We start from the raw sequence: 22,207 nt of genomic DNA, 5'->3' as shown, positions 1-22,207 counted from the left end.
GGCTCAGGCTCCCCACGTATAGATGGCGAAGGCGAGGAAGCCGGCGAGGCCGAGCAGCATCACGAACGCATAGAAATAGACGTAGCCGCTCTGGAACCGCGACAGGCCGCCGGCGAATTTGCGGGACAGCCAGGCCATGCCGTTCGGTCCGCCGCCGTCGATGATCGTCACGTCGCCGACCTTCCAGAACAGGTCACCCAGCGCGCGCGCGCCCTTGACGAAGATGAAGTCGTACAGCTCGTCGAAATACCATTTGTTGTACAGGAAGGCGTGGACCACCCCGCCCCGGTCGGCCATGCGCCGGCCCATGCCCTCGTTGACGACATAGATCCACCAGGCGGCGAAGGTCCCGGTCAGGGTCAGCACCAGCGGGGACCATTTCACCCAGGTCGGCACGCCGTGGCTGTCGTGCAGAACGTGGTTGGCCGGGCCGGTGAAGACCGCGCCGTTCCAGAAGGTGGCCGCGTGATCGCCGATGAAATAGGGGGCGAAGACAAAGCCGGCGGCGATCGCACCGACCGACAGCAGCAGCAGCGGCACCAGCATCACCCACGGGCTCTCGTGCGGTTGCAGCGGTCCGTGATGGCCATGGTCGTCATGGGCGTGGCCGTCGTCGTCCAGCGGCTCGGAATGGGTTTCCAGCTGGGCGTGCGAGGCATGGTCGTCATGACCATGATCCGCGTGCGCCTCGTCCTTCCAGGCGGGCTTGTTGTGGAAGGTCATGAACACCAGACGCCACGAGTAATAGGCCGTCAGACCGGCGGCGAGGATGCCGACGAAGAAGGCGAACAGCCCCATGGCCGAATGACCGGTCGTGAACGCCGCGAAGGCGCTCTCGATGATCGAATCCTTGGAATAGAAGCCGGCGAAGCCGCCGATGCCGGGGATGCCCAGTCCGGTGATGGCCACGGTGCCGATCATCATCACGGCATAGGTGACCGGCAGCAGCTTCCACAGCCCGCCCATCTTCCGCATGTCCTGCTCGTGGTGCATGCCGTTGATGACCGAGCCGGCCCCGAGGAACAGCAGGGCCTTGAAGAAGGCGTGGGTGAACAGGTGGAACATGGCGGCCTGGTAGGCCCCGACGCCGGCGGCGAAGAACATGTAGCCCAGCTGCGAACAGGTCGAATAGGCGATGACCCGCTTGATGTCGTTCTGGGCCAGACCGACCGTGGCGGCGAACAGGGCCGTGATCGCGCCGGTGATGGCGATGACCCCGGCCGCGACCGGCGCATATTCGTAGATCGGCGACAGCAGGCAGACCATGTAGACGCCGGCGGTGACCATGGTCGCCGCGTGGATCAGGGCCGAGACCGGGGTCGGGCCCTCCATCGCGTCCGGCAGCCAGGTGTGCAGGAAGAACTGGGCCGACTTGCCCATCGCGCCGATGAACAGCAGCAGGCCGGCCAGGTCGAGCGCCGACCAGGTGTAGCCCAGGAATTCCCAGCCGGTGCCGGCCTTGCCGGCGATCATCGGGAACAGTTCGGCGAACTCGATCGTGCCGAACATCCAGAACACGGTGACGATGCCCAGCGCGAAGCCGAAGTCACCGACACGGTTGACCACGAAGGCCTTGATGGCGGCGGCGCTGGCGGTGGCCTTCTTGTACCAGAATCCGATCAGCAGATAGGAGGCCAGACCCACCCCTTCCCAGCCGAAGAACAGCTGCATGAAGTCGGCGGCGGTCACCAGCGCCAGCATGGCGAAGGTGAACAGCGACAGATAGGCGAAGAAGCGCGGCTTGTCCGGATCCGCGGCCATATAGCCCCACGAATACAGGTGCACGAGTGACGACACCGTGGTCACCACCACCAGCATCACCGCCGACAGGGCGTCGATGCGGATCGACCAGGCCGACTGGAAGTCCCCGACGTTGATGAAGGGGAACAGCTTGAGGGTGAAGGCCTCCAGCCCGCCCCAGGTGTGGGCCGAGAACACGGTCCAGGCCACGGCGCAGGAGAAGAACAGCAGGCCGGTGGTCACGGTCTGGGACAAGACGTCGCCGAGACGGCGGCCGAAGAAGCCGACGATGGCCGCGCCCAGCAGGGGGGCGAATACGCCGAGGGTGACGAGGAGCTGAAGGGTCACGGTCGGCTCAACCCTTCATCACGGAGGCGTCGTCCACGGCGATGTCGCCGCGGTTGCGGAAGAAGGTCACCAGGATGGCCAGGCCGATGGCGGCCTCGGCCGCGGCGACGGTCAGCACGAACATGGCCATGATCTGCCCGGAGATGTCATGCAGATAGGCCGAGAAGGCGACGAAATTGATGTTCACGGCCAGCAGGATCAGCTCGATCGACATCAGGATGATGATCACGTTCTTGCGGTTCACGAAGATGCCGAACACACCGATGGTGAACAGCATGGCCCCGACGGCCAGATAGTGCTGCAGGGTCACGTCCATCAGAGAAGCTCCTCGGGGGTCACGCCCGCGCCGGTCTCGACGCTCTTGACCTCCATGGCGGTCTTGCGATCCCGCCCGACCTGGGTGTGGATGTCCTGGCGACGCACGCCCGGCTTGTGGCGCAGGGTCAGGACGATGGCCCCGACCATGGCGATCAGCAGCACGATGCCGGCGGCCTGGAAGATGTAGACATAGTCGGTGTAGAGCACGCGGCCGATGGCCTCGACATTGGACATCCCGGCCGTGGCCACGGCCGGACCGGTCGCGTCCGCGGCGGCCCCGCCGTTGACCGTCACCAGGGCGATCATCACCATCTCGGCCAGCAGCACCCCGGCCACGATCGCGGCCAGCGGCAGATAGCGGGCATAACCCTCGCGCAGGCGGACGAAGTCGACGTCCAGCATCATCACGACGAACAGGAACAGCACCGCCACCGCGCCGACGTAGACGACGACCAGCAGCATCGCCAGGAACTCGGCCCCCAGCAGCACGAACAGGCCCGCCGACGAGAAGAAGGCGAGGATCAGCCACAGCACGGAATGCACCGGATTGCGGGCGGTCACGACCAGCAGGGCCGAAACCACGGCCACGGTCGCCAGGATATAGAACGCTATGCCTTGCAGCATGGGTGGGACCGAGCCCCCTTCACAGTCTTGAGCCGCGATCCCGTCCGGAATCGCGCGCTCCGTTTATCGGTATGGTGCGTCGAGTTCCAGATTCTTCGCGATCTGCCGTTCCCAGCGGTCGCCGTTCGCGAGCAGACGCTCCTTGTCGTAGAGCAACTCCTCGCGCGTCTCGGTGGTGAATTCGGAGTTCGGCCCCTCGACGATGGCGTCAACCGGGCAGGCTTCCTGGCACAGGCCGCAATAGATGCATTTGACCATGTCGATGTCGTAGCGGGTCGTGCGGCGGCTGCCGTCCGCGCGCGGCTCGGACTCGATGGTGATGGCCTGGGCCGGGCAGATCGCCTCGCACAGCTTGCAGGCGATGCAGCGTTCCTCGCCGTTGGCGTAGCGGCGCAGCACGTGCTCGCCCCGGAAGCGCGGCGACTGCGGATTGCGCTCGAACGGATAGTTCACCGTGGCCTTGGGCCGCGCCATGTATTTCAGCGACAGGCCGACCGCGCCGACGAGGTCAAGCAGCAGCGCCCCCTTGGTGGCCTGGACAATGCGTTTGAACATCAGGGTCTGTCCCGGGGGGTGCTGTAGCAAAACTGGTCGCGACGGGGATCGTCCGCCTTGGTGAGGGCGCACAGCCGGTCGCGTTCGGCCTGCTGGCGGGCAATGCGGTCCTGGCGCTCCTGCCACTGCTGCGGCGTGACCGGCTCGGGCTCATAGGCCGGCAGGGTGCAGGCGGCGCTGCCGAGCACGAGCGATACAAGCAAAACGGCGCGGATCATGAGCCGACTCCGAATACCCGCCACGCGGCGACCACGACCACGGCGACCACCGCCGTCGGCAGGAACACCTTCCAGCCCAGGCGCATCAGCTGATCATAGCGGTAGCGGGGCACAAACGCCTTCACCAGGGCGATCATGAAGAACCAGAAGACGATCTTGGCGAAGAACACCAGGAACAGCAGGAAGTTGACGAGGAAGGGCGGCCAGCCGGCGGTGAAGTCGATCGGGAAGCCCGGGTTCCAGCCGCCGAAGAACAGCAGGCTGATCATCGCGCACATGAAGACGATGTTGGCGTATTCGCCGATCATGAACAGCAGATAGGGGGTCGAGGAATATTCGACCTGGTAGCCGGCCACCAGTTCGGACTCGGCCTCGGGCAGATCGAACGGCGGGCGGTTGGTCTCGGCCAGGGCCGAGACGAAGAAGATGATGGCCATCGGGAACATGGCGAAGATCGTCGGCCAGGTGGCCAGACCGCCACCGAAGGCGAACCAGTTCCAGAACCAGCCCTCCTGCTGGATGACGATGTCGGACAGGTTCATCGTTCCGGCCAGCAGGATGACGTTGATGATCACCAGGCCGATCGAGACCTCGTACGACACCATCTGCGCCGCCGACCGCATCGCGCCGAGGAACGGATATTTCGAATTGGAGGCCCAGCCCCCCATGATGATGCCGTACACACCCAGCGAACTGATCGCCAGGATGTAGAGGATGCCGACATTCAGGTCCGAGATGACCCAGCCCGGGGCGAACGGAATGGCCGCCCAGGCGATGAAGGCCAGCACGAAGCTGATCAGCGGGGCCAGCAAGAACACCACCTTGTCGGACCCGGCCGGGACGACGATTTCCTTCAGCACGAATTTGAAGAAGTCGGCGAACGACTGCAGCAGGCCGAACGGCCCGACCACATTCGGTCCCTTGCGCATCTGCACGGCCGCCCAGATCTTGCGGTCGGCCAGCAGCAGGAAGGCGAGGCTGATCAGGATACCGACGGTGACCAGCAGGATGCCGCCCGCGGTGATCAGGGTCCAGCCGAGCGGTGTGGTCCAGAAACTTTCGGTCATACTTGGGCCTCGGCCATTTTAACTCCGCTCATCCCGGCGAAAGCCGGGACCCAGTGCTTTGGGCGAACGGTGGCGGTCAGCGCGCACCCACGGTCGTCCCACACACCGGTGCCCTGCGAAAGAACTGGGTCCCGGCTTTCGCCGGGATGAGCGGAAAGAGAAACGCGCATCATTCAGCCGCCATCGCGACCGGGGCGATCCGCAGGGCGGACAGCTCGGCCATGGTCGCGCTGGCCCGCGCGATCGGATTGTTGAGATAGGGGTCGGTGACGATCGAGCCGAAGGCCACGTCGCCCATGTCGCCCTTGGTGCCCAGACCCGCGACATCGAACGACGCCGACGGTGCCAGATAGTCGATGCGGCCGAAGGTCGGATGGTCACGCATCAGCACGGTGCGCAGCTGGTCCAGGGTGTCGTACGGCAGGGTGTGGCCGACCCGCTCCGACAGGGCGCGCAGCACGGCCCAGTCTTCCTTGGCCTGGCCCTTGGGGAAGACAACCCGTTCGGCCATCTGCACCCGGCCCTCGGTATTGACGTACAGGCCACCCTTTTCCGTATAGGCCGCGCCCGGCAGGATCACGTCGGCGTTGTGCGCCCCCGCGTCGCCGTGGCTGCCCAGATAGACCTTGAAGGCCCTGGACCTGGAGGTATCGATCTCGTCGGCCCCCAGCAGGAACAGCAGGTCCAGCCCGCCCTTGTCCGCCATCTGCGTCGCGGTCAGGCCGCCCTCGCCGGGCACGAAGCCCAGGTCGAGGCCGCCGACCCGCGCCGCCGCGTGATGCAGGACGTTGAAGCCGTTCCAGCCGTCGGTGACGACGCCGGTCTTTTTGGCCAGCGCGCCGAGGGCATGGAGCACGGCCGCCCCGCCCTCACCCGCCAGGGCACCGCCGCCGACGATGATCGCCGGCCGCTCGGCCTTGTTGAGCCGGTCCAGCGCCGCCTTGGGCAGTTTCGACAGGGTCTTCGACCCCGCGCCCAGCCAGTCGTAGTCATAGGTCAGGTCGGCCTGTTCGCCGATCAGCATGATCTCGGTCTTGCCGGCCAGCCAGCTCTTGCGCAGCCGGGTGTTCAGCAGCGGGGCCTCGGTGCGGGGATTGACCCCGACCAGCAGCACGGCGTCGGCCGTCTCGATCCCGGCCAGGCCGGAGTTGAACAGCCAGCCCTCGCGTGGGCCGGTACCCAGGGTCGAACCGTCCTGGCGGCAGTCGGTGTTGGCCGAGCCGAGGGCGCGGAACAGGTCCAGCGCCGCCTTCATCGATTCCGCATCCTGCAAGTCACCGGCGATGACGCCGATCTTGCCGGGTTTGGCGGCCTTCAGCCGGGTCGCGACGACCCCGAGGGCCTCCTCCCACGACGCGGCCCGCAGTCGGCCGTTGTCGCGCACGAACGGCTTGTCCAGACGCCGGGCGATCAGGCCGTCGACGACATAGCGGCTCTTGTCCGACAGCCATTCCTCATTGATGCCCTCATGCACGCGCGGCAGCACGCGCATGACCTCGGCCCCGCGCGAGTCGGCGCGGATGTTCGAGCCGAGGGCGTCCATCACGTCGATGGTCTCGGTCTTCTTCAGCTCCCACGGGCGGTAGTGATACTGCCACGGGCGGTGGGTCAGGGCCCCGACCGGGCACAGGTCATTGACGTTGCCCGACAGTTCGCTGTCGACCGACTTCTCGAGATAGGTGGTGATCTCGGCGTCCTCGCCGCGGCTGATCATGCCGATGTCCGGCACGCCGGCGACCTCGGTGATGAAGCGGACGCAGCGGGTGCACTGGATGCAGCGGGTCATGAAGGTCTTGATGGTCGGACCCATCGCCTTCTCTTCGACGGCGCGCTTGTTCTCGGCATAGCGCGAACCGTCGCGGCCATAGCCCATGGCCTGGTCCTGCAGGTCGCACTCGCCGCCCTGGTCGCAGATCGGGCAGTCCAGCGGGTGGTTGATGAGCAGGAACTCCATCACCCCTTCGCGCGCCTTCCTGACCATCGGCGTGTCGGTGAAGATCTCCTGGCCCTCGGCGGCCGGCAGGGCGCACGAGGCCTGCGGCTTCGGCGGTCCGGGCTTCACCTCGACCAGGCACATGCGGCAGTTGCCGGCGATCGACAGCCGCTCGTGATAACAGAAGCGCGGAATCTCCTCGCCCGCGCGCTCGGCGACCTGAAGCACGGTCATGCCGGCCTCGAACTCGACCTCTACGCCGTTGACCTTGGCTACGGGCATTATTCGCGGACTCCGCCAAAGGGATGATCGACCAGATCGAGACGCTTCTCGATCCGTTCGACACGTTCATCAATTCTGTCGAGCCGGCGGTTTACCCCCGCCAGCCCTTCTTCGACATGGGTCGTGCGAACTTTCAGGCCGTGAAGGTCCTCGCCGATGCGGTCGACCTTGGTCTCGACCGCGTTGACGCGCGTCTCGATGCGACGAAGGATCTGCAGCATCAGGTTGTCGGGTTCCTCAGCCATGGCGCCCTACTCCGCCGCGATCGCATGGCCGGCGAAATTGGCGCGGCGGCTGCGGTACGTCGAGATGCGATCCTCGATCTCGTGACGGAAATGGCGGATCAGACCCTGGACCGGCCAGGCGGCCGCGTCGCCCAGGGCGCAGATGGTGTGACCCTCGACCTGTTTGCTGACGTCGAGCAGCAGGTCGATCTCGGACGGATCGGCCTCGCCCACCGACATCCGCTCCAGCACCCGCCACATCCAGCCGGTACCCTCGCGGCACGGGGTGCACTGGCCGCAGCTCTCATGCTTGTAGAAATAGCTGATGCGGGCGATCGCCTTCACCAGATCGGTGGACTCGTCCATGACGATGACCGCCGCCGTGCCCAGACCCGACTGCATCTCGCGCAGGCTGTCGAAATCCATCAGCGCCGTCTCGGCCATGTCGCGGGTGATCAGCGGCACCGACGATCCGCCCGGGATCACGGCCTTCAGATTGCCCCAGCCGCCACGAATGCCGCCGCAATGCTCTTCCAGCAGCTGCCGCAGCGGGATCGACATCGCCTCCTCGACATTGCACGGCCGGTTCACATGGCCGCTGATCGACATGATCTTGGTGCCGGTGTTGTTGGCGCGGCCGAAGCCGGCGAACCACTCGGCCCCGCGACGCAGGATGGTGCCGACCACCGCGATCGACTCGACATTGTTGACCGTGGTCGGGCAGCCGTACAGGCCGGCCCCGGCCGGGAACGGCGGCTTCAGCCGCGGCTGGCCCTTCTTGCCCTCCAGGCTCTCCAGCAGGGCGGTTTCCTCACCGCAGATGTAGGCCCCGGCCCCGTGGTGGATATAGACGTCGAAATCCCAGCCGTGGACGTTGTTCTTGCCGATCAGCTTCGCGTCATAGGCCTGCTTGACCGCAGCCTCCATGCGCTCGCGTTCCAGCACATATTCGCCGCGCAGATAGATGTAGCAGGCGTGTGCCTGCATCGCGAAGCTGGCGATCAGACAGCCCTCGATCAGCAGGTGGGGATCATGGCGCATGATCTCCCGGTCCTTGCAGGTGCCGGGTTCGGACTCATCGGCGTTGACCACCAGATAGTGCGGCCGGTCCTTCAGCTCCTTGGGCATGAAGGACCATTTCAGACCCGTCGGGAAGCCGGCCCCGCCGCGTCCGCGCAGGCCTGAGTTCTTCACGTTGGTGATGACCCAGTCGCGCCCGAGATCGAGCATGTCCTTCGTGGCGTTCCAGCAGCCGCGGGTCTTCGCCCCGTCCAGCGTCCAGTCATGGAAGCCGTACAGATTGGTGAAGATGCGGTCCTTGTCTTCGAGGATTCCGACCATGGTTCAGTCCAGTTCCGCCATGCGGCGGCGATGATAACGGGTACGCATGAAGATGGCCGCGAGCATCAGCACCCAGCCGACCGCCAGCAGGGCATAGCCCACCCAGAGAACGACGGGACCGGCCGCGCCGGCCGAACCGACCGACCAGACCAGGATGGCCCCCAGCACGACGCAGATCAGGCCGGCGAAGCGCTGCTTGCGACCCACGGCGCGCATCTCGGCCTTGTAGGCGGCGATCGCCGGATCGGAGCTGAGGTCGGGGCGGCTCATGCCGGCACCGGCTTGCTGTTGGGCAGGGACTTGATCGGCTTGGCGGCCGAGCCGTCATAGAGCTTCTTGTCGGTCAGGGTCAGGGCCGGGCCCTCGGGCTCGGAGCTCCGGCGACCGACGCGCGAGCCGGGCTCGGGTGTCTTGCCGGCGGCGAAATCGTCGATGATCTGGGCCATGGTCTCGGGCGTCAGGTCCTCGAAATAATAGTCGTTGATCATGGCCATCGGCGCATTGGCGCAGGCCCCGAGGCATTCGACCTCTTCCCAGGTGAAGCGGCCGTCGGCGCTGAGCACCTGTTTCGGCCCGATCTTGTCCTTGCAGACCTTCATCAGGTCATTGGCCCCGCGCAGGGCGCACGGCGTGGTGCCGCACACCTGGATCAGGGCCGCCGAACCGACCGGCTCCAGCATGAACATGGTGTAGAAGGTCACGACCTCCAGCACCCGGATATAGGGCATCTCCAGCAGCTCGGCGATGGCGCGCAGCGCCGGCTCGGGGCACCAGCCCTCCTGCTTCTGCACCAGCCACAGGATCGGGATCACCGCCGACTGTTTGCGGTCGGCCGGATATTTGGCGATCCACCAGTCGGCCTTGGCCTTGGTCGCCCTGGAGAAGGCGAAGCTGGCCGGCTGGTTCTTGGCGAGGCGACGAACGCTCATCGGTCCACTTCTCCGAAAACGATATCGAGCGAGCCCAGGATGGCGGAGACGTCGGCCAGCATGTGGCCGCGGTTCATCCAGTCCATGGCCTGCAGGTGGCGGAAGCCCGGGGCCGAGATCTTGACCCGGTACGGCTTGTTGCTGCCGTCGCTGACCAGATAGATGCCGAACTCGCCCTTGGGGGCCTCGACCGAGGCATAGACCTCGCCCTCGGGCGTGTGGAAGCCCTCGGTATAGAGTTTGAAGTGGTGGATCAGCGCCTCCATCGAGCGCTTCATCTCACCGCGCTTGGGCGGGACGATCTTGTTGTCCTCGACCATCACCGGCTCGCCGGGACGGTTGCGCAGCTCGTGGATGCACTGCTCCATGATCCGCACCGACTGCTTCATCTCCTCGATGCGGCACAGGTAGCGGTCCCAGCAGTCGCCGTTCTTGCCGACGACGATGTCGAACTCCAGATCGGCATAGCATTCGTAGGGCTGCGACTTGCGCAGGTCCCAGGCGATGTCCGAGCCGCGCAGCATCACGCCGGTGAAGCCCCAGTCCAGCGCCTGCTGCTTCGACACCACGCCGATGTCGACGTTGCGCTGTTTGAAGATGCGGTTCTCGGTGACGAGGGACTCGATGTCCTTCAGCGCCGCCGGGAATTCATGGCACCAGCGGCCGATGTCGTCGATCAGGGCCATCGGCAGGTCCTGATGGACGCCCCCGGGCCGGAAATAGTTGGCGTGCAGGCGCGCGCCCGAGGCGCGCTCGTAGAACACCATCAGCTTCTCGCGTTCCTCGAAGCCCCACAGCGGCGGGGTCAGGGCCCCGACGTCCATGGCCTGGGTGGTCACGTTCAGCAGGTGCGACAGGATGCGGCCGATTTCCGAGTACAGCACGCGGATCAGCTGGGCCCGGTACGGCACCTCGATGCCCAGCAGCCGCTCGATGGCCAGACAGAAGGCGTGCTCCTGGTTCATCGGCGCGACATAGTCGAGCCGGTCCAGATACGGCACGTTCTGCAGATAGGTGCGCGCCTCCATCAGCTTCTCGGTGCCGCGATGCAGCAGGCCGATGTGCGGATCGACGCGTTGGACCACCTCGCCGTCCAGCTCCAGCACCAGACGCAGCACGCCGTGCGCGGCCGGGTGTTGCGGGCCGAAATTGATCGTGAATTTGCGATCGTCCAGCGCCTTCGCCTCGGCCGTGCGGCCGTCATGCGGCGCGTCGAACACGTCGGTCGCCAGTTCGGCGCCGAGCGGCGGAGCCTTGGGGGTGGGGTGGCCGTCAGCCATCAGACAGTTCCTCGTCCAGACCCTTGGCACCACGGGCCAGGGCCACGACCCAGCCCAGCACCAGCGTCAGCAGACCCATGCTTGATACAGCCGCCGTCGACAGCTGCCAGTCGCCGGTCAGCACGGCGATGGCCAGCGGCGTCGACAGCAGGATGGCAGAGGCCCCCAGCAGCGCGCTCTGCAGCTCGCCGGCCGACAGTCGCCGGATACCGGCCCCGACCGCCAGACAGACGACGGCGATCATGATGGCGATCCCCAGCGACTGGGTCTGCTCGGCCGGAATCACCGGCGCGCGCGTGAACCAGCCGGTCATCCGCGCCCCCAGGGTGAACAGGAAGGCGGTCGAGAAGGTCACCAGAAAGAAGGAAGAGGCCGAGCGTATGGCTGCCGTGTTCATGATCGATCATCCCGCCTTCTCGTCACCGGGCAGGACGGGCAGCGGATAGTCGGCTCCCTCCCATGGCGACAGGAAATCAAAGTTCCGGAACTCTTGAGTCAGTTTGACGGGCTCGTACACAACCCGCTTCTGCTCCTCGTCGTAACGCACTTCGACATAGCCGGTCATCGGGAAGTCCTTGCGGAGCGGATACCCTTGGAAGCCATAGTCGGTCAGCAGCCGGCGCATGTCCGGATGGCCCGAGAACAGCACGCCATACATGTCGAACGCCTCGCGCTCGAACCAGCCCGCCGACGGATAGACGGTGATGACACTGGGCACGGGGGCCTGTTCGTCGGTCGCCACCTTGACCCGGACCCGCACGTTCCGGGTCATCGACAGCAGGTGATAGACGATCTCGAACCGCTCGACCCGGTCGGGATAGTCGGCCCCGCACACGTCCAGCAGCTGCTGGAAGCCGAAGCGGTCACGCAGGGCGGTCAGCACCGCGACGATACGGTCGCGGTGCGCGACCAGGTTCAGCTCGCCGAACGCCACCTGGGCGTCGACGCCCAGTTCCCCGACCATCTCGGCCCCCAGCGGGGTCAGCACGGCCTCACGGACCGCGATATGGGCTTCGGTGGTCATCGGTCGATGGTCCCCGTGCGGCGGATCTTCTTCTGCAGCTGCAGCAGGCCGTACAGCAAGGCTTCCGCCGTCGGCGGGCACCCGGGCACATAGACATCCACCGGAACGACCCGGTCGCAGCCGCGCACAACGCTGTAGCTGTAGTGGTAGTACCCGCCGCCGTTGGCGCACGACCCCATCGACAGCACATAGCGCGGGTCCGGCATCTGGTCGTAGACCTTGCGCAGGGCCGGGGCCATCTTGTTGGTCAGGGTGCCGGCCACGATCATCAGGTCGGACTGGCGCGGGCTGGCGCGCGGGGCCATGCCGAACCGCTCCATGTCGAAGCGCGGCATCGAGGCCTGCATCATCTCCACGGCGCAGCAGGCCAGGCCGAACGTCATCCACATCAGGCTGCCGGTCCGGGCCCAGGTGATGACGTCGTCCAGCGAGGTGGTCAGGAAACCCTGCTCGCCGAGCTGGGTGTTCACCTGCTCGAAGAATTTGTCGTGCAGCTTCGGGTCATAGCCCTCGACCGTGGCGCGCGCGCCCTGGCCGAAGCCGACCGGCGACGCGCCCTGGTTGCCGACCCCGATCAGCGGCGTGGTGTTGGTCACTATTCCCATTCCAGCGCCCCCTTCTTCCATTCGTAGATGAAGCCGACCGTCAGCACGCCGAGGAAGACCATCATCGACCAGAAGGCGAACACCATGCCGCCCTTGGACAGGTCGAACATCGACACGGCCCAGGGGAACAGGAAGGCGATCTCCAGATCGAAGATGATGAAGAGGATCGACACCAGGTAGAAGCGGACGTCGAATTTCATGCGCGCGTCATCGAAGGCGTTGAAGCCGCACTCATAGGCCGACAGCTTTTCGGAGTCGGGATTCCGGGGCGCGAGCACCCAGGCCGCCAGCATGAAGCCGAGGCCCAGCGCCGTCGCTATCCCGAGAAAGATAACGATCGGCAGATATTCCAGAAGAAATGCGTTCATTCGAGAAGACCTCGGCCGCCAGGGAGGCGGCGGATTCGGCGCTTTCTAGCCCCAACCCCGCCGGGGTTCAAACCCATGGCGACAAAGGATTTTGTTGAGAATGGTTCGCAGGCCCGCCACCCCCCGATGTTTGGCCCGGACAGCCTCGAGAAATCGCCGACAGCGCGCTTGACAGCGTCAGTCCCACCCGCCTAAACGACGCCCCTCGCCGCGACGCAACCAGCGCCGCGTCGGGAATACGCGGGTGTAGCTCAGTTGGTTAGAGTGCCGGCCTGTCACGCCGGAGGTCGCGGGTTCGAGTCCCGTCACTCGCGCCATTCCCTCTCGATTGTTCGAGGGAATGGCGCGCCCCGCCCCTGACTCGGTCGATACCCCCCTCCCTTCCATCAAACCTGTCGGCGATTTCATCAACCCGCCCCAATCGCGCCTTATTCTGCTACATATGTAACAGGCTACAAATGTAGCGGAGGCCCCGATGATCGAATCCCTGCCCAGACGCGAACGCGAGGTGTTCGAGATTCTGTGTCGGCTCGAGGAGGCCACCGCCGGGGCCGTCCGCAATGCCATGACCGGTGCCCCCAGCGATTCGGCGGTCCGCACCCTGCTGTCGCGGCTGAAGGCCAAGGGACTGATCGCCCACCGCACCGAGAACCAGGCCTATGTCTATGCGCCGGTGCCGCGGCCCGAGGCCGTCGCCGACGGAGCCCTGCGCCGACTGGTCAACACCTTCTTCAACGGCTCCCCCGCCAGCGCCGCCACCGCCCTGCTGGGTCTGGCCTCGCCGCTGGACCCGGAAGAACTGGCGGCCCTGCGCCGGGCCATCGACGACGCCGGGGCGCGGCGGTCATGATCGCCCTGCTGATCGGCCTCGCCCTCAAGTCCGGCCTCGTCGCCGCCGGCGGCCTGTTGCTGGCCGAACTGTTCGCGAAACGCCCCGCGGCCGAGCGCGCGGACCTGCTGCGCGCCACTGTGGGCCTGATGCTGGCCCTGCCGGTCATCGCCCTGACCGGACCCGACCTGGCGCTCGCCGTCCTGCCTGCCGTCGCGGCCGCGCCCGTCCCGATCGTCCCGGACAGCCTGGCCTGGGCCGGTGAGGTCGGGCCGGTCGCCGGGGTCTCGGTCAGCGGCTCGGTCGCCCCCCCGCCGGCCTGGGCCCTGCTGGCCGTGGCCTGGACCGTGGGGGCTGCCCTGGTGCTGGGCCGCTTTCTGTTCGGGGTCTGGACCCTGTCGCGCTGGAGCCGCAGCGGCCGCCCGGTCCATGACCCGGCCTGGACCGCGGCGCTCGACCGTCAGTGCGACGGCCGCAGCCGCCGCCCGCGCCTGCTGGCCGCGTCCCGCGTCGACGGACCGCTCAGCTGGGGCCTGCCCCCGGGCACGGTGCTGATCCATCCCGACAGCCTGGCCCGTCCGGCCGACGCCGACGCCGTGCTGGCCCATGAGATCGCCCATATCCGCCGCCTCGACTGGCCCTTCCTGGCCCTGTCACGCCTGGCCCTGGCCCTGTTCTGGTTCAATCCGCTGATGTGGCGTCTGCACCGCGCCCTAATCGACCGGTCCGAGGAGGCCGCCGACGCCCTGGCCATCGCCCGCGTCGACCCCCGCCACTACGCCCACACCCTGGTCAGTCTGGCCGCCCGCACCACCCCCGTGGCCGCGACCGGCATGGCCGGTCCCGCCCGCACCCTCAGCCAAAGGATCGACGCCATCATGAACGCTCCGCGCAAACCCCATGCCCGTTCCATCGCCCTGACCGTGGCGGTCGGGGCCCTGGTCGCCGTCGCGACGCCCCTCGCCGCCGTGGAATTGTCGTCCCGCACCGCCGACGATACCCCGGCCCAGGCTCCGGCGGTGGCCGGCGTCGCCGCGACGGCGGCCGTGGCCCCGACCGCGGCCGTTGCGCCGGTCGCCCCGGTCGGATCGGTCGCGCCGGTCGCAGACCGTTCGGGTCCCTACAGCGTGAGTTATGCCAGCACTGAGCCGTCTGCACCGGCGGCCCCCCAGGCCGACAGCCGCGCATCCCGCCAGACCTACACCTACAGCTATTCCGGCGACGGTCCGGCACCGCTGGCCCCGTTGCCGCCCCCGCCGCCCGCGCCCCCGGCACCGCCGGCTCCGCCCGCGCCGCCGAGCCCTTCGGCTTACCCGGCCCCGCCTGCACCTCCCGCCCCGCCGGCCCCGCCGAGGCGGGTGATCCACCGGGCCCCGGTCGACGGCGTGACGGCGGTCAGACTCGCGCACGGTCACGCTCAGGCCGATTCCGATCGTGCCCGGGCCGAGGCCGACCGGGCTGCCGCGCGCCACGACCGGGACCAGGCCCGCGCCGACGCCCGCGCCGCCGCCGCGGATGCCCACGCTGCCCGGGCAGACGCCCTTCGCGCCAGTGCCGACGGACTGGAGAGCGGAGTTCGGGCCATGCGTGAAATGTCGATAAATCTGCAGAATCCGGCCTACCGCGCCCAGCTCATTGCGGAGGCCAGGACCGAGGGTCGAACGGTAACCGACAGCGAGCTCCAAGCCGGCATCGCCCGCTTCGCGACCGTCGCCGAAACCACTGCCGCCAAGGCCCGACAGCTGCGCCAGCGCAGTGAGTCCGGGTCAGACCGCTAGACCGACGTCCGACGCCGCTGACGGTCGCCTTCCTCCGGATGACCCCGGGGGGAGGTGTCACGTCGACCGCTGCGGCCTGTTCTCAGCAGGGACTGACCGCCCCGTAGCGTCCGGTCACCGCATGGGCCCCGCCCGGGGTCAGGGTCAGCACCGTCAGCCGGTCGTATTCGCAGTCATCCATCGCCGCCGCCCCGGTCGCGCCGAGGCCCCGGGCGATGTCGGGCACCGTATTGCTGTGGCCGACCACCAGCACCACCGCCTCGGGCGACAGCTGCCGCACCGCGCCCACCAGTCGCGCCACATGGGCGGCCGCCCCGCCGTCCAGCGATACCGCGACCGGTTCGGAGCCGGCCGCCACGGCACTGGGACCGGCGGTCAGGCCGGTGCGCTGCAGCGGGGTCACGAACACATGGGTCACACCCGCCCCCGCCAGCGTCGCCGCCAGGGCGGCCGCGCGGGCCTCGCCCGGGCCGGACAGCACCGGGTCGGCACTCGGTTCGGCCTTCTCGGCATGGCGCACGACGATCACGGTCTGGGCGGCTGCCGGGGCCGCCAGGGTCACGGTCAGGGCCGCGGCCAGAAGCAGTCTCTTCATCAGGGTATCCTCTCGCTGCCCCGACCCTGACCCGCCGACAGGGGGGCTGTCCAGCGCCTGTTCTAGGGCAGGATCCGGATCCCGGCCGGGGCGGCGAAGGCCGCCTTGCCGCTGACGTCGGCATAGACGGTGCACAGGTCCTCGAACACGCGGTTCCAGGCGAAGCGGTCGACGGTCCGGGCCCGGGCCGCCTGGCCGATGGCCTCGATGTCGCGCCGGAACAGGGCCTCGACCGCCTCGGCATAGTCACCGGGATCGGCGCTGCGCGCCAGCTGGCCCACGGTCTCGTCGACCGTCTCGGCCACGCCGCCGGCATTGACCCCGACCACCGGCCGGCCACAGGCCATCGCCTCCAGCACGATCAGGCCGAACGGCTCCTTGTCATTGGCGTGCACGAAGGCGTCACAGCTGGCGATGATCTTCGCCACCACCCTGGGATTGGCCTCATACGGCAGGGAGATGACCCGCTCCTCGGCCGGCATGCCGGCCCCGGCCCCGACCAGCACCAGATGGTAGGGCGCGCCCAGCCTCTGCACCGCCTCGATCAGCACGCCGATGTTCTTCTCGCGCGCCGGTCGACCGGCGAAACACAGCAACCGCGCCGAATCGGGCAGGTCCAGCTTCTTCAGTAGCCAGGCACGATCGCGGCGATCGGGGTGGAAGGTGTCGATCTCGACCCCCAGCGGCCGGATGACGATGTCACGCACCCCGGCCTCCTCCAGACGCCGGGCGATAAACCGGCTGGGCGAGACCACCCGGTCAAACTGCGAGAACAGCTGGGCCCAGCGCTTCTCGACCGGCTTCTTGGCCCATTCGCCGAAATGCAGGGCCGCCAGGCCGGCCGGGTCGGAATGGCAGAAACCGACCACCGGGCAACCGGCCCTCTGGCCCGCCTCCAGCGCGCCCTGCCCCGGTGTATAGGGATCGCCGGCCTCGATCACCGAGGGTTCGAGCGCCGCCAGCCAGGCCCCCCAGCGCCGTACCGACGACGGCCAACGGTAGCCGTCCCCGAACGGCAGCTTGGTCGCGTGCAATTTGATCACGCCGTCGTCGCCGGCCTCGTGGCGGGGCCCCGGCACGACCAGACTGTGGGCCACGCCCGGCCGGTGGCTCTCGAGCCAGGCCTTTTTCGACAGCAGATAGCGCTTCACCCCGCCCGAGCGGGGCGCATACAGCATGGTGGTGTCGACCAGCCGGGGACGGGCATCCACCGTCGACGCCCGCAGCCGCCGCAGGGTTTCCGAAACCTCCTCGTCCAGTCCGGGAATCAGGCGGAGTTCGCTCTCCTCGACCTGGACCCCGACCATGCTCAGCAGCTCGCTCTCGGTCGGCGGCCGGCTTCCCGTGCGAATGGAGCGCTTCTGGATGCGACGAACGCGGCGGACGGTAGCCAGTCTGGACTTCACCATATCGCCGCCGTAGCCCCGGAACCGGCCGAGCTCAAGTGTCCTCGGTCGGCGGCGGACTATCCGTCACCCGGATCCCCCGTCGGGACAGGGCTTCGCGCAGCAGGGTCTCGACCTGGGCATTGACCGAACGCAGCTCGGCGGCGGCCAATCGCTCGACCGCCGCCATCACGCCCGGCGTGGCCCGCATCAGAAAAGGCTTACGGGTCCGCGTCATGTCAGCTGTACAGCGTGCCTGTATTGACGATCGGCTGGGCGTCGCGATCCGCACACAGCACGACCAGCAGATTCGAGACCATCGCCGCCTTGCGGTCCTCGTCCAGCTCGACCACGCCGCGTTGGCCCAGATCCGCCAGGGCGGTCTCGACCATGCCCACCGCGCCGCGAACGATCAGGCGCCGGGCGGCCAGCACCGCCTCGGCCTGCTGGCGGCGCAACATGGCCCCGGCGATCTCCGGCGCATAGGCCAGATGGGCCAGGCGGGCCTCGTCGATGGCCACGCCCGCGACGCGGACCCGGCCGACCAGCTCGTCGCGCAGGCGCCGGGCCACATCCTCGGCGTCGGCGCGCAGGGTCATCTCCGGCTCCGCGTCCTCCTCCCCATGGTCATAGGCATAGTGGGACGCGATATCGCGCAGCGCCGTATCGACCTGGATGTTGACGAAGGTCTGGTAGTCATCGACGTCGAACAGGGCCTGGGCCGAGTCCTCCACCCGCCACACCACATTGGCGGCGATCTCGATCGGATTGCCCCGCCTGTCGTTCACCTTCAGCTTGTCACTGGTCAGGTTGCGGACCCGCACCGACACCTTCTTGCGACTGTACCAGGGCAGGACCCAGCGCAGGCCGGGGGTCCGGTCGGTGCCGCGATAGGCCCCGAACAGCATGATCGCCATCGCCTCATTGGGTTGCAGCGAATAGAGGCCGGTCAGGAACAGCAATCCCGCCACCGAGGTCGCCACCCCGCCGAGCACGGCGACCTTGTCGTCGAGGTTCATGCCGATGATCACGGGACCGGCGACGATAATCGCCAGACCGGCCAGCAACATGCCGATCCCGCCCATGACCCGTGCCGGACGCTCGCCCGATTTGAAATGTTCGTTGCCCATTGCACCCTCCTGTTTCGGCAAAAATGATATCACTTTGATAGCAACTTTGACAGGGGCGGCGGCCAGGGTTTCGCCATCGAAACGTCCTTAGGCCTTGCATTCGCCTCAAATTCGCGAAACTTGAGGCATGCACGCGCAGTCCCTGTTAGAGGTGACCTGCGTCCTTGCGCGTCTGTCCACCAGGGGTTTTTTTCGAATGCGTAAACTGCTCGCGACCGCAGTGGCGATCGCCCCCCTGATGATCGCCTCGGGTGCTCACGCCGAGATCGTGATCTCGACGACCCGGACGACACCGATCCAGACGTCGAACGCCACCGGGACCGGGGCCGATTCCATCCGGATCGCCAGCGGCGGCGCACTCAATGTGCTGACCGGCAATCTCGTGACGCTGGACTCCAGCCACAACATCACGGTCGACACCGGCGGCTCGATCGGCGGGACGAAAACGGCCGACGGCACGACGGGTATCCTCGTCAACGGCGGCAATACCGGCTCGATCACGATCAGCGGCGGCATCACTGTCGGCGACGATATCGACGCCTATCCGGACGACGACAAGGACGGCGACACCGACGGCCCCTGGGCCACCGGTAGCGGTCGCTACGGCATCCGCCTCGTCGGCGCGACGCCCCTCACCGGCAACATCCTGCTGAACAATGCCAGCGCCCTGCTGGTCGACGGCAACAACGCCGTCGGCATCTCGATTGAATCCGGCCTGACCGGCAATCTGACCACCCTCGGCGGCATTCGCGTCGTCGGGGACAATGCCACCGGCGTGCGCTCGACCGGGACCATCACCGGCAACCTGATGCTCAGCGGCACCATGGCCACCTTCGGGGCCAATACCTCGGCCGTGGTGCTCGAGGGTGATGTGGCCGGCCGTGTCGTTATCCAGGGCGACCTGATGTCGACCGGCTATCGCTACACCACCCGCCCGCCCGCGACCTTCATCTCCCATCTCGACCCGGACGACCTGCTGCAGAACCGCTCGGCGGTCATCATCGCCGGCAATGTCAGCGGCGGCGTGGTGCTGGACCTGCCCCCGGTCGACGCCGACGCGGCCAACGCGGATGAAGACGGCGACGGCGTGCCGGATGCCACCGAAACGACCGCCTTTGTCACCAGCTTCGGCGCGGCTCCAGCCGTCACCGTCGGCTCGGCCACCCGGTCCGTCACCCTCGGCGTCGCCGGTACCGGCGATTCGGCCTACGGCTTCATCAACCGCGGCACCATTTCCGGCCAGGGTGTGTACGACGGCATTCAGGGCAACGGCGTCGTCTTCGGCGTCGCCGGCGGCCAGACCGTCACCGTGGACGGCGGCATCCGCAACGAGGGTACGATCTCCGGCCTGTCCGCCCAGGCCAATGCGACCGGCCTTCGCCTGGCGGCGGGGGCCACCACGCCCCGGATCGTCAACGCCGGCAATATTTCGGTCGGGGGCACGTCCGATGCGGCAACCCAGTCCACCGCCCTGCAGATCGACGCCGGGGCCTCGGTTCCCGTCCTGACCAACAACGGGGTGATCCTGGCCACGGCCGTCGGGTCGACGGTGAGCACCACGGCGATCCGCGACTCCAGCGGCACCCTGGGCACGATCAACAACACCCGGATGATCCAGGCGAACCTGACGGCCAACGCCGCGGGGGACCCGATCACCGGAACGGCCACGGCGATCGACGTCCGCGCCAACACCACCGGCGTGACCATCCTGCAGACAGGCGTTGTCACCACGGGCACGGGCCTCATTCTGGATACCGACAACGACGGCGTGCCCGATCTTCTCGAGCCCGTGATCACCGGCAATATCCTCCTCGGCAACGGCAACAACGTCGTCGACATCCGCAATGGTGACGTCCGGGGCAACATCGCGTTTGGAAGCGGCGTCGACCAGTTGCTCGTGTCCGGCGGGGCCGTCGTACGCGGTGCCATCTCCGACTCGGGCGGGAACCTCGACATCAACGTCAGCAACGGCACGCTCGACGCCCGCCAGCTGACCCCGACGAATATCAGCAGCCTCAACATCGGCACCGATGGCAATCTGTTCGTGACGCTGGACCCGGCCAACGGGACCCACTCCGGGTTCGTCGTCTCGGGCACCGCCACCCTGGCCGACGGCGCGGGTCTGGGCATCCAGTTCAACTCGCTGATCGGTGCCCCGCAACGCTTCACCATCATCCAGGCGGCGACGCTGAACTACGGGGCCATCGACCTGTCGTCGGTGACCGACAACTCGCCCTATCTGTTCATCATCGACGCCGGGGCCGACCTTGCGGCCCGTGAAGTCTACGTCGACGCCCGCCGACGGACCGCGGCCGAGGCCGGTCTTGTCACGGTCGAAGCGTCGATGTTCGACGCCTTCTACGGAGCGCTGGGCACCGCCGACCCGTCCCTGCGCGAGACCTTCCTGTCGCAGACGGCCCGTCCGGGCTTCATCGACATGTACGAGCAGATCCTGCCCGACCACTCGGGCGGGCCGCTGCTGTCGCTGGCCAGCGGCGTTGACGCCGTCACACGGGCCCTGACCGGACGTAATGCCTCGGCTGCGCCCGGCGAGGTCAGCGCCTGGGTGCAGGAGATCAATTTCTATGCCGACAAGGACCGGACCGACACCTACGGCTTCCGCTCCGAAGGCTTCGGCGTCGCCGGCGGCGTCGAGCGCGGTGGCGAGCTGGGGGCGATCGGCGTCACGGTGGCCTTCACCTCGTCGGACCTTGAGGACCCCGAGGCCGAAGCCGAGGAAATCCTGTCGGCCAGCCTGCTGGAGTTGGGCCTCTACTGGCGCGCCCAGGGCCAGCACTGGACCACCTGGGCCCGCGCGGCGGCTGGCTATGCCACCTTCGACGCCAAGCGCCAGTTCGTGGGCGGCGGTCTCAACCTCAGCAACGAATCCAGCTGGAACGGCTACACCCTGGCCGCGGCCGGCGGAGCCTCCTACGAGCGCAGCTTCGGCCGCTTCAGCATCCGCCCCGAACTCTATGCCGAATATTTCTCGCTCAGCGAGGACGCCCGCAGCGAGACCGGCGGCGGGGCCGGCTTCGACCTCGACATCGATGCGCGCGACGGCCACATGTTCTCCACCGTGGCCGCCGTCAACATCGGCATGGGCATGGGCGAAAACAGCTGGCTGCGCCCCGAGATCCGGGTCGGCTGGCGCCAGAATCTCTCGGTCGATCCGGGCGAGACCATCGGCCGCTTCACCAGCGGCGGCCCCGACTTCCGCCTGACGCCGGACACCATCAAGGGCGGCGGTCCGATCGTCGGCTTCCGCTTCAACGTCGGCAACGAGCTGGGCATGCTCTCGATCACCGCCGACGCGGAGCTGATCGAGGACTATGTGCGCTACATGCTGCTGCTGCGGGCCAGCTTCCGCTTCTAGGCCGGACACGGACCGGAACACAAAAGGCCGCCGGATCGCTCCGGCGGCCTTTTTCGTGGAACGTTCTGGTAGGCGGCGACGGGTTCGAACCGCCGACCCTCTCGGTGTAAACGAGATGCTCTGACCAGCTGAGCTAGCCGCCCGTCCAGAGACGCCCGCCTGTCATGCCCGTCCGCAGCCGGCCGTTCAAGACGCTTTCGGCCGCCGCCCCGTTCCGGTGATCAAACGAAAACGCGGCCCGGGCTGTCCCGGACCGCG

General features: G+C 67.5%; 23 protein-coding genes and 2 tRNA genes. 4 read left to right on the top strand and 21 right to left on the bottom strand.

Annotated features, from left to right (window positions below; genetic code table 11):
- Positions 1-3: 3 nt before the first annotated feature.
- The 16 genes from nuoL to AACZ75_RS10185 form a co-directional block, all read right to left on the bottom strand.
- A complete protein-coding gene (gene nuoL / locus AACZ75_RS10260; protein WP_339872754.1) occupies positions 4-2,088 on the bottom strand; it encodes an NADH-quinone oxidoreductase subunit L in 2,085 nt (694 codons plus the stop codon).
- 7 nt (positions 2,089-2,095) lie between these two features.
- On the bottom strand, positions 2,096-2,404 hold the full coding sequence (gene nuoK, locus AACZ75_RS10255) for an NADH-quinone oxidoreductase subunit NuoK (protein ID WP_339872753.1): 309 nt from the start codon (positions 2,402-2,404) through the stop codon (positions 2,096-2,098).
- Positions 2,404-3,030: an NADH-quinone oxidoreductase subunit J gene (locus AACZ75_RS10250; protein ID WP_339872752.1), complete on the bottom strand. Its 627-nt coding sequence runs from the start codon at positions 3,028-3,030 to the stop codon at positions 2,404-2,406. Before AACZ75_RS10250 ends, nuoK begins: the two co-directional genes overlap by 1 nt.
- 63 nt (positions 3,031-3,093) lie before the next feature.
- Positions 3,094-3,585: an NADH-quinone oxidoreductase subunit NuoI gene (gene nuoI, locus AACZ75_RS10245; protein ID WP_339872751.1), complete on the bottom strand. Its 492-nt coding sequence runs from the start codon at positions 3,583-3,585 to the stop codon at positions 3,094-3,096.
- The gene (locus tag AACZ75_RS10240) at positions 3,585-3,803 is read right to left on the bottom strand and encodes a hypothetical protein (RefSeq protein WP_339872750.1); all 219 of its coding nucleotides are present in this window, start codon (positions 3,801-3,803) and stop codon (positions 3,585-3,587) included. Before AACZ75_RS10240 ends, nuoI begins: the two co-directional genes overlap by 1 nt.
- Positions 3,800-4,870, bottom strand: coding sequence for an NADH-quinone oxidoreductase subunit NuoH (nuoH, locus tag AACZ75_RS10235; protein WP_339872749.1), 1,071 nt, complete (start codon positions 4,868-4,870; stop codon positions 3,800-3,802). The genes AACZ75_RS10240 and nuoH overlap by 4 nt, the downstream gene beginning before the upstream one ends.
- Before the next feature lie 169 nt (positions 4,871-5,039).
- Positions 5,040-7,085 carry an NADH-quinone oxidoreductase subunit NuoG gene (gene nuoG / locus AACZ75_RS10230; protein ID WP_339872748.1) on the bottom strand — a complete coding sequence of 682 codons (2,046 nt, stop codon included), beginning with the start codon at positions 7,083-7,085 and terminating at the stop codon, positions 5,040-5,042.
- Entirely contained in the window at positions 7,085-7,330 is a 246-nt protein-coding gene (locus tag AACZ75_RS10225) for a hypothetical protein (protein WP_339872747.1), read from the bottom strand. Before AACZ75_RS10225 ends, nuoG begins: the two co-directional genes overlap by 1 nt.
- A gap of 6 nt (positions 7,331-7,336) precedes the next feature.
- Positions 7,337-8,650, bottom strand: a complete 1,314-nt coding sequence (nuoF, locus tag AACZ75_RS10220) for an NADH-quinone oxidoreductase subunit NuoF (protein ID WP_339872746.1) — start codon at positions 8,648-8,650, stop codon at positions 7,337-7,339.
- Positions 8,651-8,653: 3 nt separating this feature from the next.
- Entirely contained in the window at positions 8,654-8,920 is a 267-nt protein-coding gene (locus AACZ75_RS10215; protein ID WP_339872745.1) for a hypothetical protein, read from the bottom strand.
- The gene (nuoE, locus tag AACZ75_RS10210) at positions 8,917-9,579 is read right to left on the bottom strand and encodes an NADH-quinone oxidoreductase subunit NuoE (RefSeq protein WP_339872744.1); all 663 of its coding nucleotides are present in this window, start codon (positions 9,577-9,579) and stop codon (positions 8,917-8,919) included. The genes AACZ75_RS10215 and nuoE overlap by 4 nt, the downstream gene beginning before the upstream one ends.
- Complete coding sequence (locus AACZ75_RS10205) at positions 9,576-10,859, bottom strand: NADH-quinone oxidoreductase subunit D (RefSeq protein WP_339872743.1); 1,284 nt, start codon at positions 10,857-10,859, stop codon at positions 9,576-9,578. The genes nuoE and AACZ75_RS10205 overlap by 4 nt, the downstream gene beginning before the upstream one ends.
- Positions 10,852-11,256 (bottom strand): hypothetical protein, encoded by a 405-nt coding sequence (locus AACZ75_RS10200; RefSeq protein WP_339872742.1) that lies wholly within the window; start codon positions 11,254-11,256, stop codon positions 10,852-10,854. Before AACZ75_RS10200 ends, AACZ75_RS10205 begins: the two co-directional genes overlap by 8 nt.
- Before the next feature lie 6 nt (positions 11,257-11,262).
- Positions 11,263-11,823, bottom strand: coding sequence for an NADH-quinone oxidoreductase subunit C (locus AACZ75_RS10195; protein ID WP_339872852.1), 561 nt, complete (start codon positions 11,821-11,823; stop codon positions 11,263-11,265).
- A 56-nt stretch (positions 11,824-11,879) separates the two neighbouring features.
- Positions 11,880-12,509 (bottom strand): NADH-quinone oxidoreductase subunit B family protein, encoded by a 630-nt coding sequence (locus AACZ75_RS10190; RefSeq protein WP_339872741.1) that lies wholly within the window; start codon positions 12,507-12,509, stop codon positions 11,880-11,882.
- A complete protein-coding gene (locus AACZ75_RS10185; protein ID WP_339872740.1) occupies positions 12,479-12,856 on the bottom strand; it encodes an NADH-quinone oxidoreductase subunit A in 378 nt (125 codons plus the stop codon). The genes AACZ75_RS10190 and AACZ75_RS10185 overlap by 31 nt, the downstream gene beginning before the upstream one ends.
- Positions 12,857-13,096: 240 nt before the next feature.
- Between AACZ75_RS10185 and AACZ75_RS10180 the strand changes: the two genes are divergently transcribed.
- The 3 genes from AACZ75_RS10180 to AACZ75_RS10170 all read left to right on the top strand — a co-directional run bounded on the left by AACZ75_RS10180 (position 13,097) and on the right by AACZ75_RS10170 (position 15,463).
- Positions 13,097-13,173 (top strand) — tRNA-Asp (locus AACZ75_RS10180).
- A 158-nt stretch (positions 13,174-13,331) separates the two neighbouring features.
- Entirely contained in the window at positions 13,332-13,706 is a 375-nt protein-coding gene (locus AACZ75_RS10175; protein ID WP_339872739.1) for a BlaI/MecI/CopY family transcriptional regulator, read from the top strand.
- Complete coding sequence (locus AACZ75_RS10170) at positions 13,703-15,463, top strand: M56 family metallopeptidase (protein ID WP_339872738.1); 1,761 nt, start codon at positions 13,703-13,705, stop codon at positions 15,461-15,463. The genes AACZ75_RS10175 and AACZ75_RS10170 overlap by 4 nt, the downstream gene beginning before the upstream one ends.
- An 82-nt stretch (positions 15,464-15,545) precedes the next feature.
- On the opposite strand, the gene AACZ75_RS10165 is transcribed toward AACZ75_RS10170, so the two are convergent.
- The 4 genes from AACZ75_RS10165 to AACZ75_RS10150 all read right to left on the bottom strand — a co-directional run bounded on the left by AACZ75_RS10165 (position 15,546) and on the right by AACZ75_RS10150 (position 18,573).
- The gene (locus AACZ75_RS10165; RefSeq protein ID WP_339872737.1) at positions 15,546-16,058 is read right to left on the bottom strand and encodes a histidine phosphatase family protein; all 513 of its coding nucleotides are present in this window, start codon (positions 16,056-16,058) and stop codon (positions 15,546-15,548) included.
- Positions 16,059-16,120: 62 nt separating this feature from the next.
- Entirely contained in the window at positions 16,121-17,467 is a 1,347-nt protein-coding gene (locus tag AACZ75_RS10160) for a glycosyltransferase (protein WP_339872736.1), read from the bottom strand.
- Positions 17,468-17,498: 31 nt separating this feature from the next.
- Entirely contained in the window at positions 17,499-17,681 is a 183-nt protein-coding gene (locus AACZ75_RS10155) for a hypothetical protein (protein ID WP_339872735.1), read from the bottom strand.
- A 1-nt stretch (position 17,682) separates the two neighbouring features.
- Positions 17,683-18,573, bottom strand: coding sequence for an SPFH domain-containing protein (locus AACZ75_RS10150; protein WP_339872734.1), 891 nt, complete (start codon positions 18,571-18,573; stop codon positions 17,683-17,685).
- 196 nt (positions 18,574-18,769) lie between these two features.
- On the opposite strand from AACZ75_RS10150, the gene AACZ75_RS10145 reads away from it, so the two are divergent.
- Positions 18,770-21,949 (top strand): autotransporter domain-containing protein, encoded by a 3,180-nt coding sequence (locus tag AACZ75_RS10145; RefSeq protein ID WP_339872733.1) that lies wholly within the window; start codon positions 18,770-18,772, stop codon positions 21,947-21,949.
- Positions 21,950-22,015: 66 nt separating this feature from the next.
- Here AACZ75_RS10145 and AACZ75_RS10140 read toward each other — a convergent pair.
- Positions 22,016-22,092: transfer RNA gene (locus AACZ75_RS10140), tRNA-Val, on the bottom strand.
- Positions 22,093-22,207 lie beyond the last annotated feature (115 nt).

It is taken from the genome of uncultured Brevundimonas sp. (assembly GCF_963975535.1).
In the GTDB taxonomy this organism is placed as follows: domain Bacteria; phylum Pseudomonadota; class Alphaproteobacteria; order Caulobacterales; family Caulobacteraceae; genus Brevundimonas.
The sequence above is the reverse complement of the archived record's forward strand: the minus strand, read 5'-3'. Positions and strand labels throughout refer to the sequence as shown.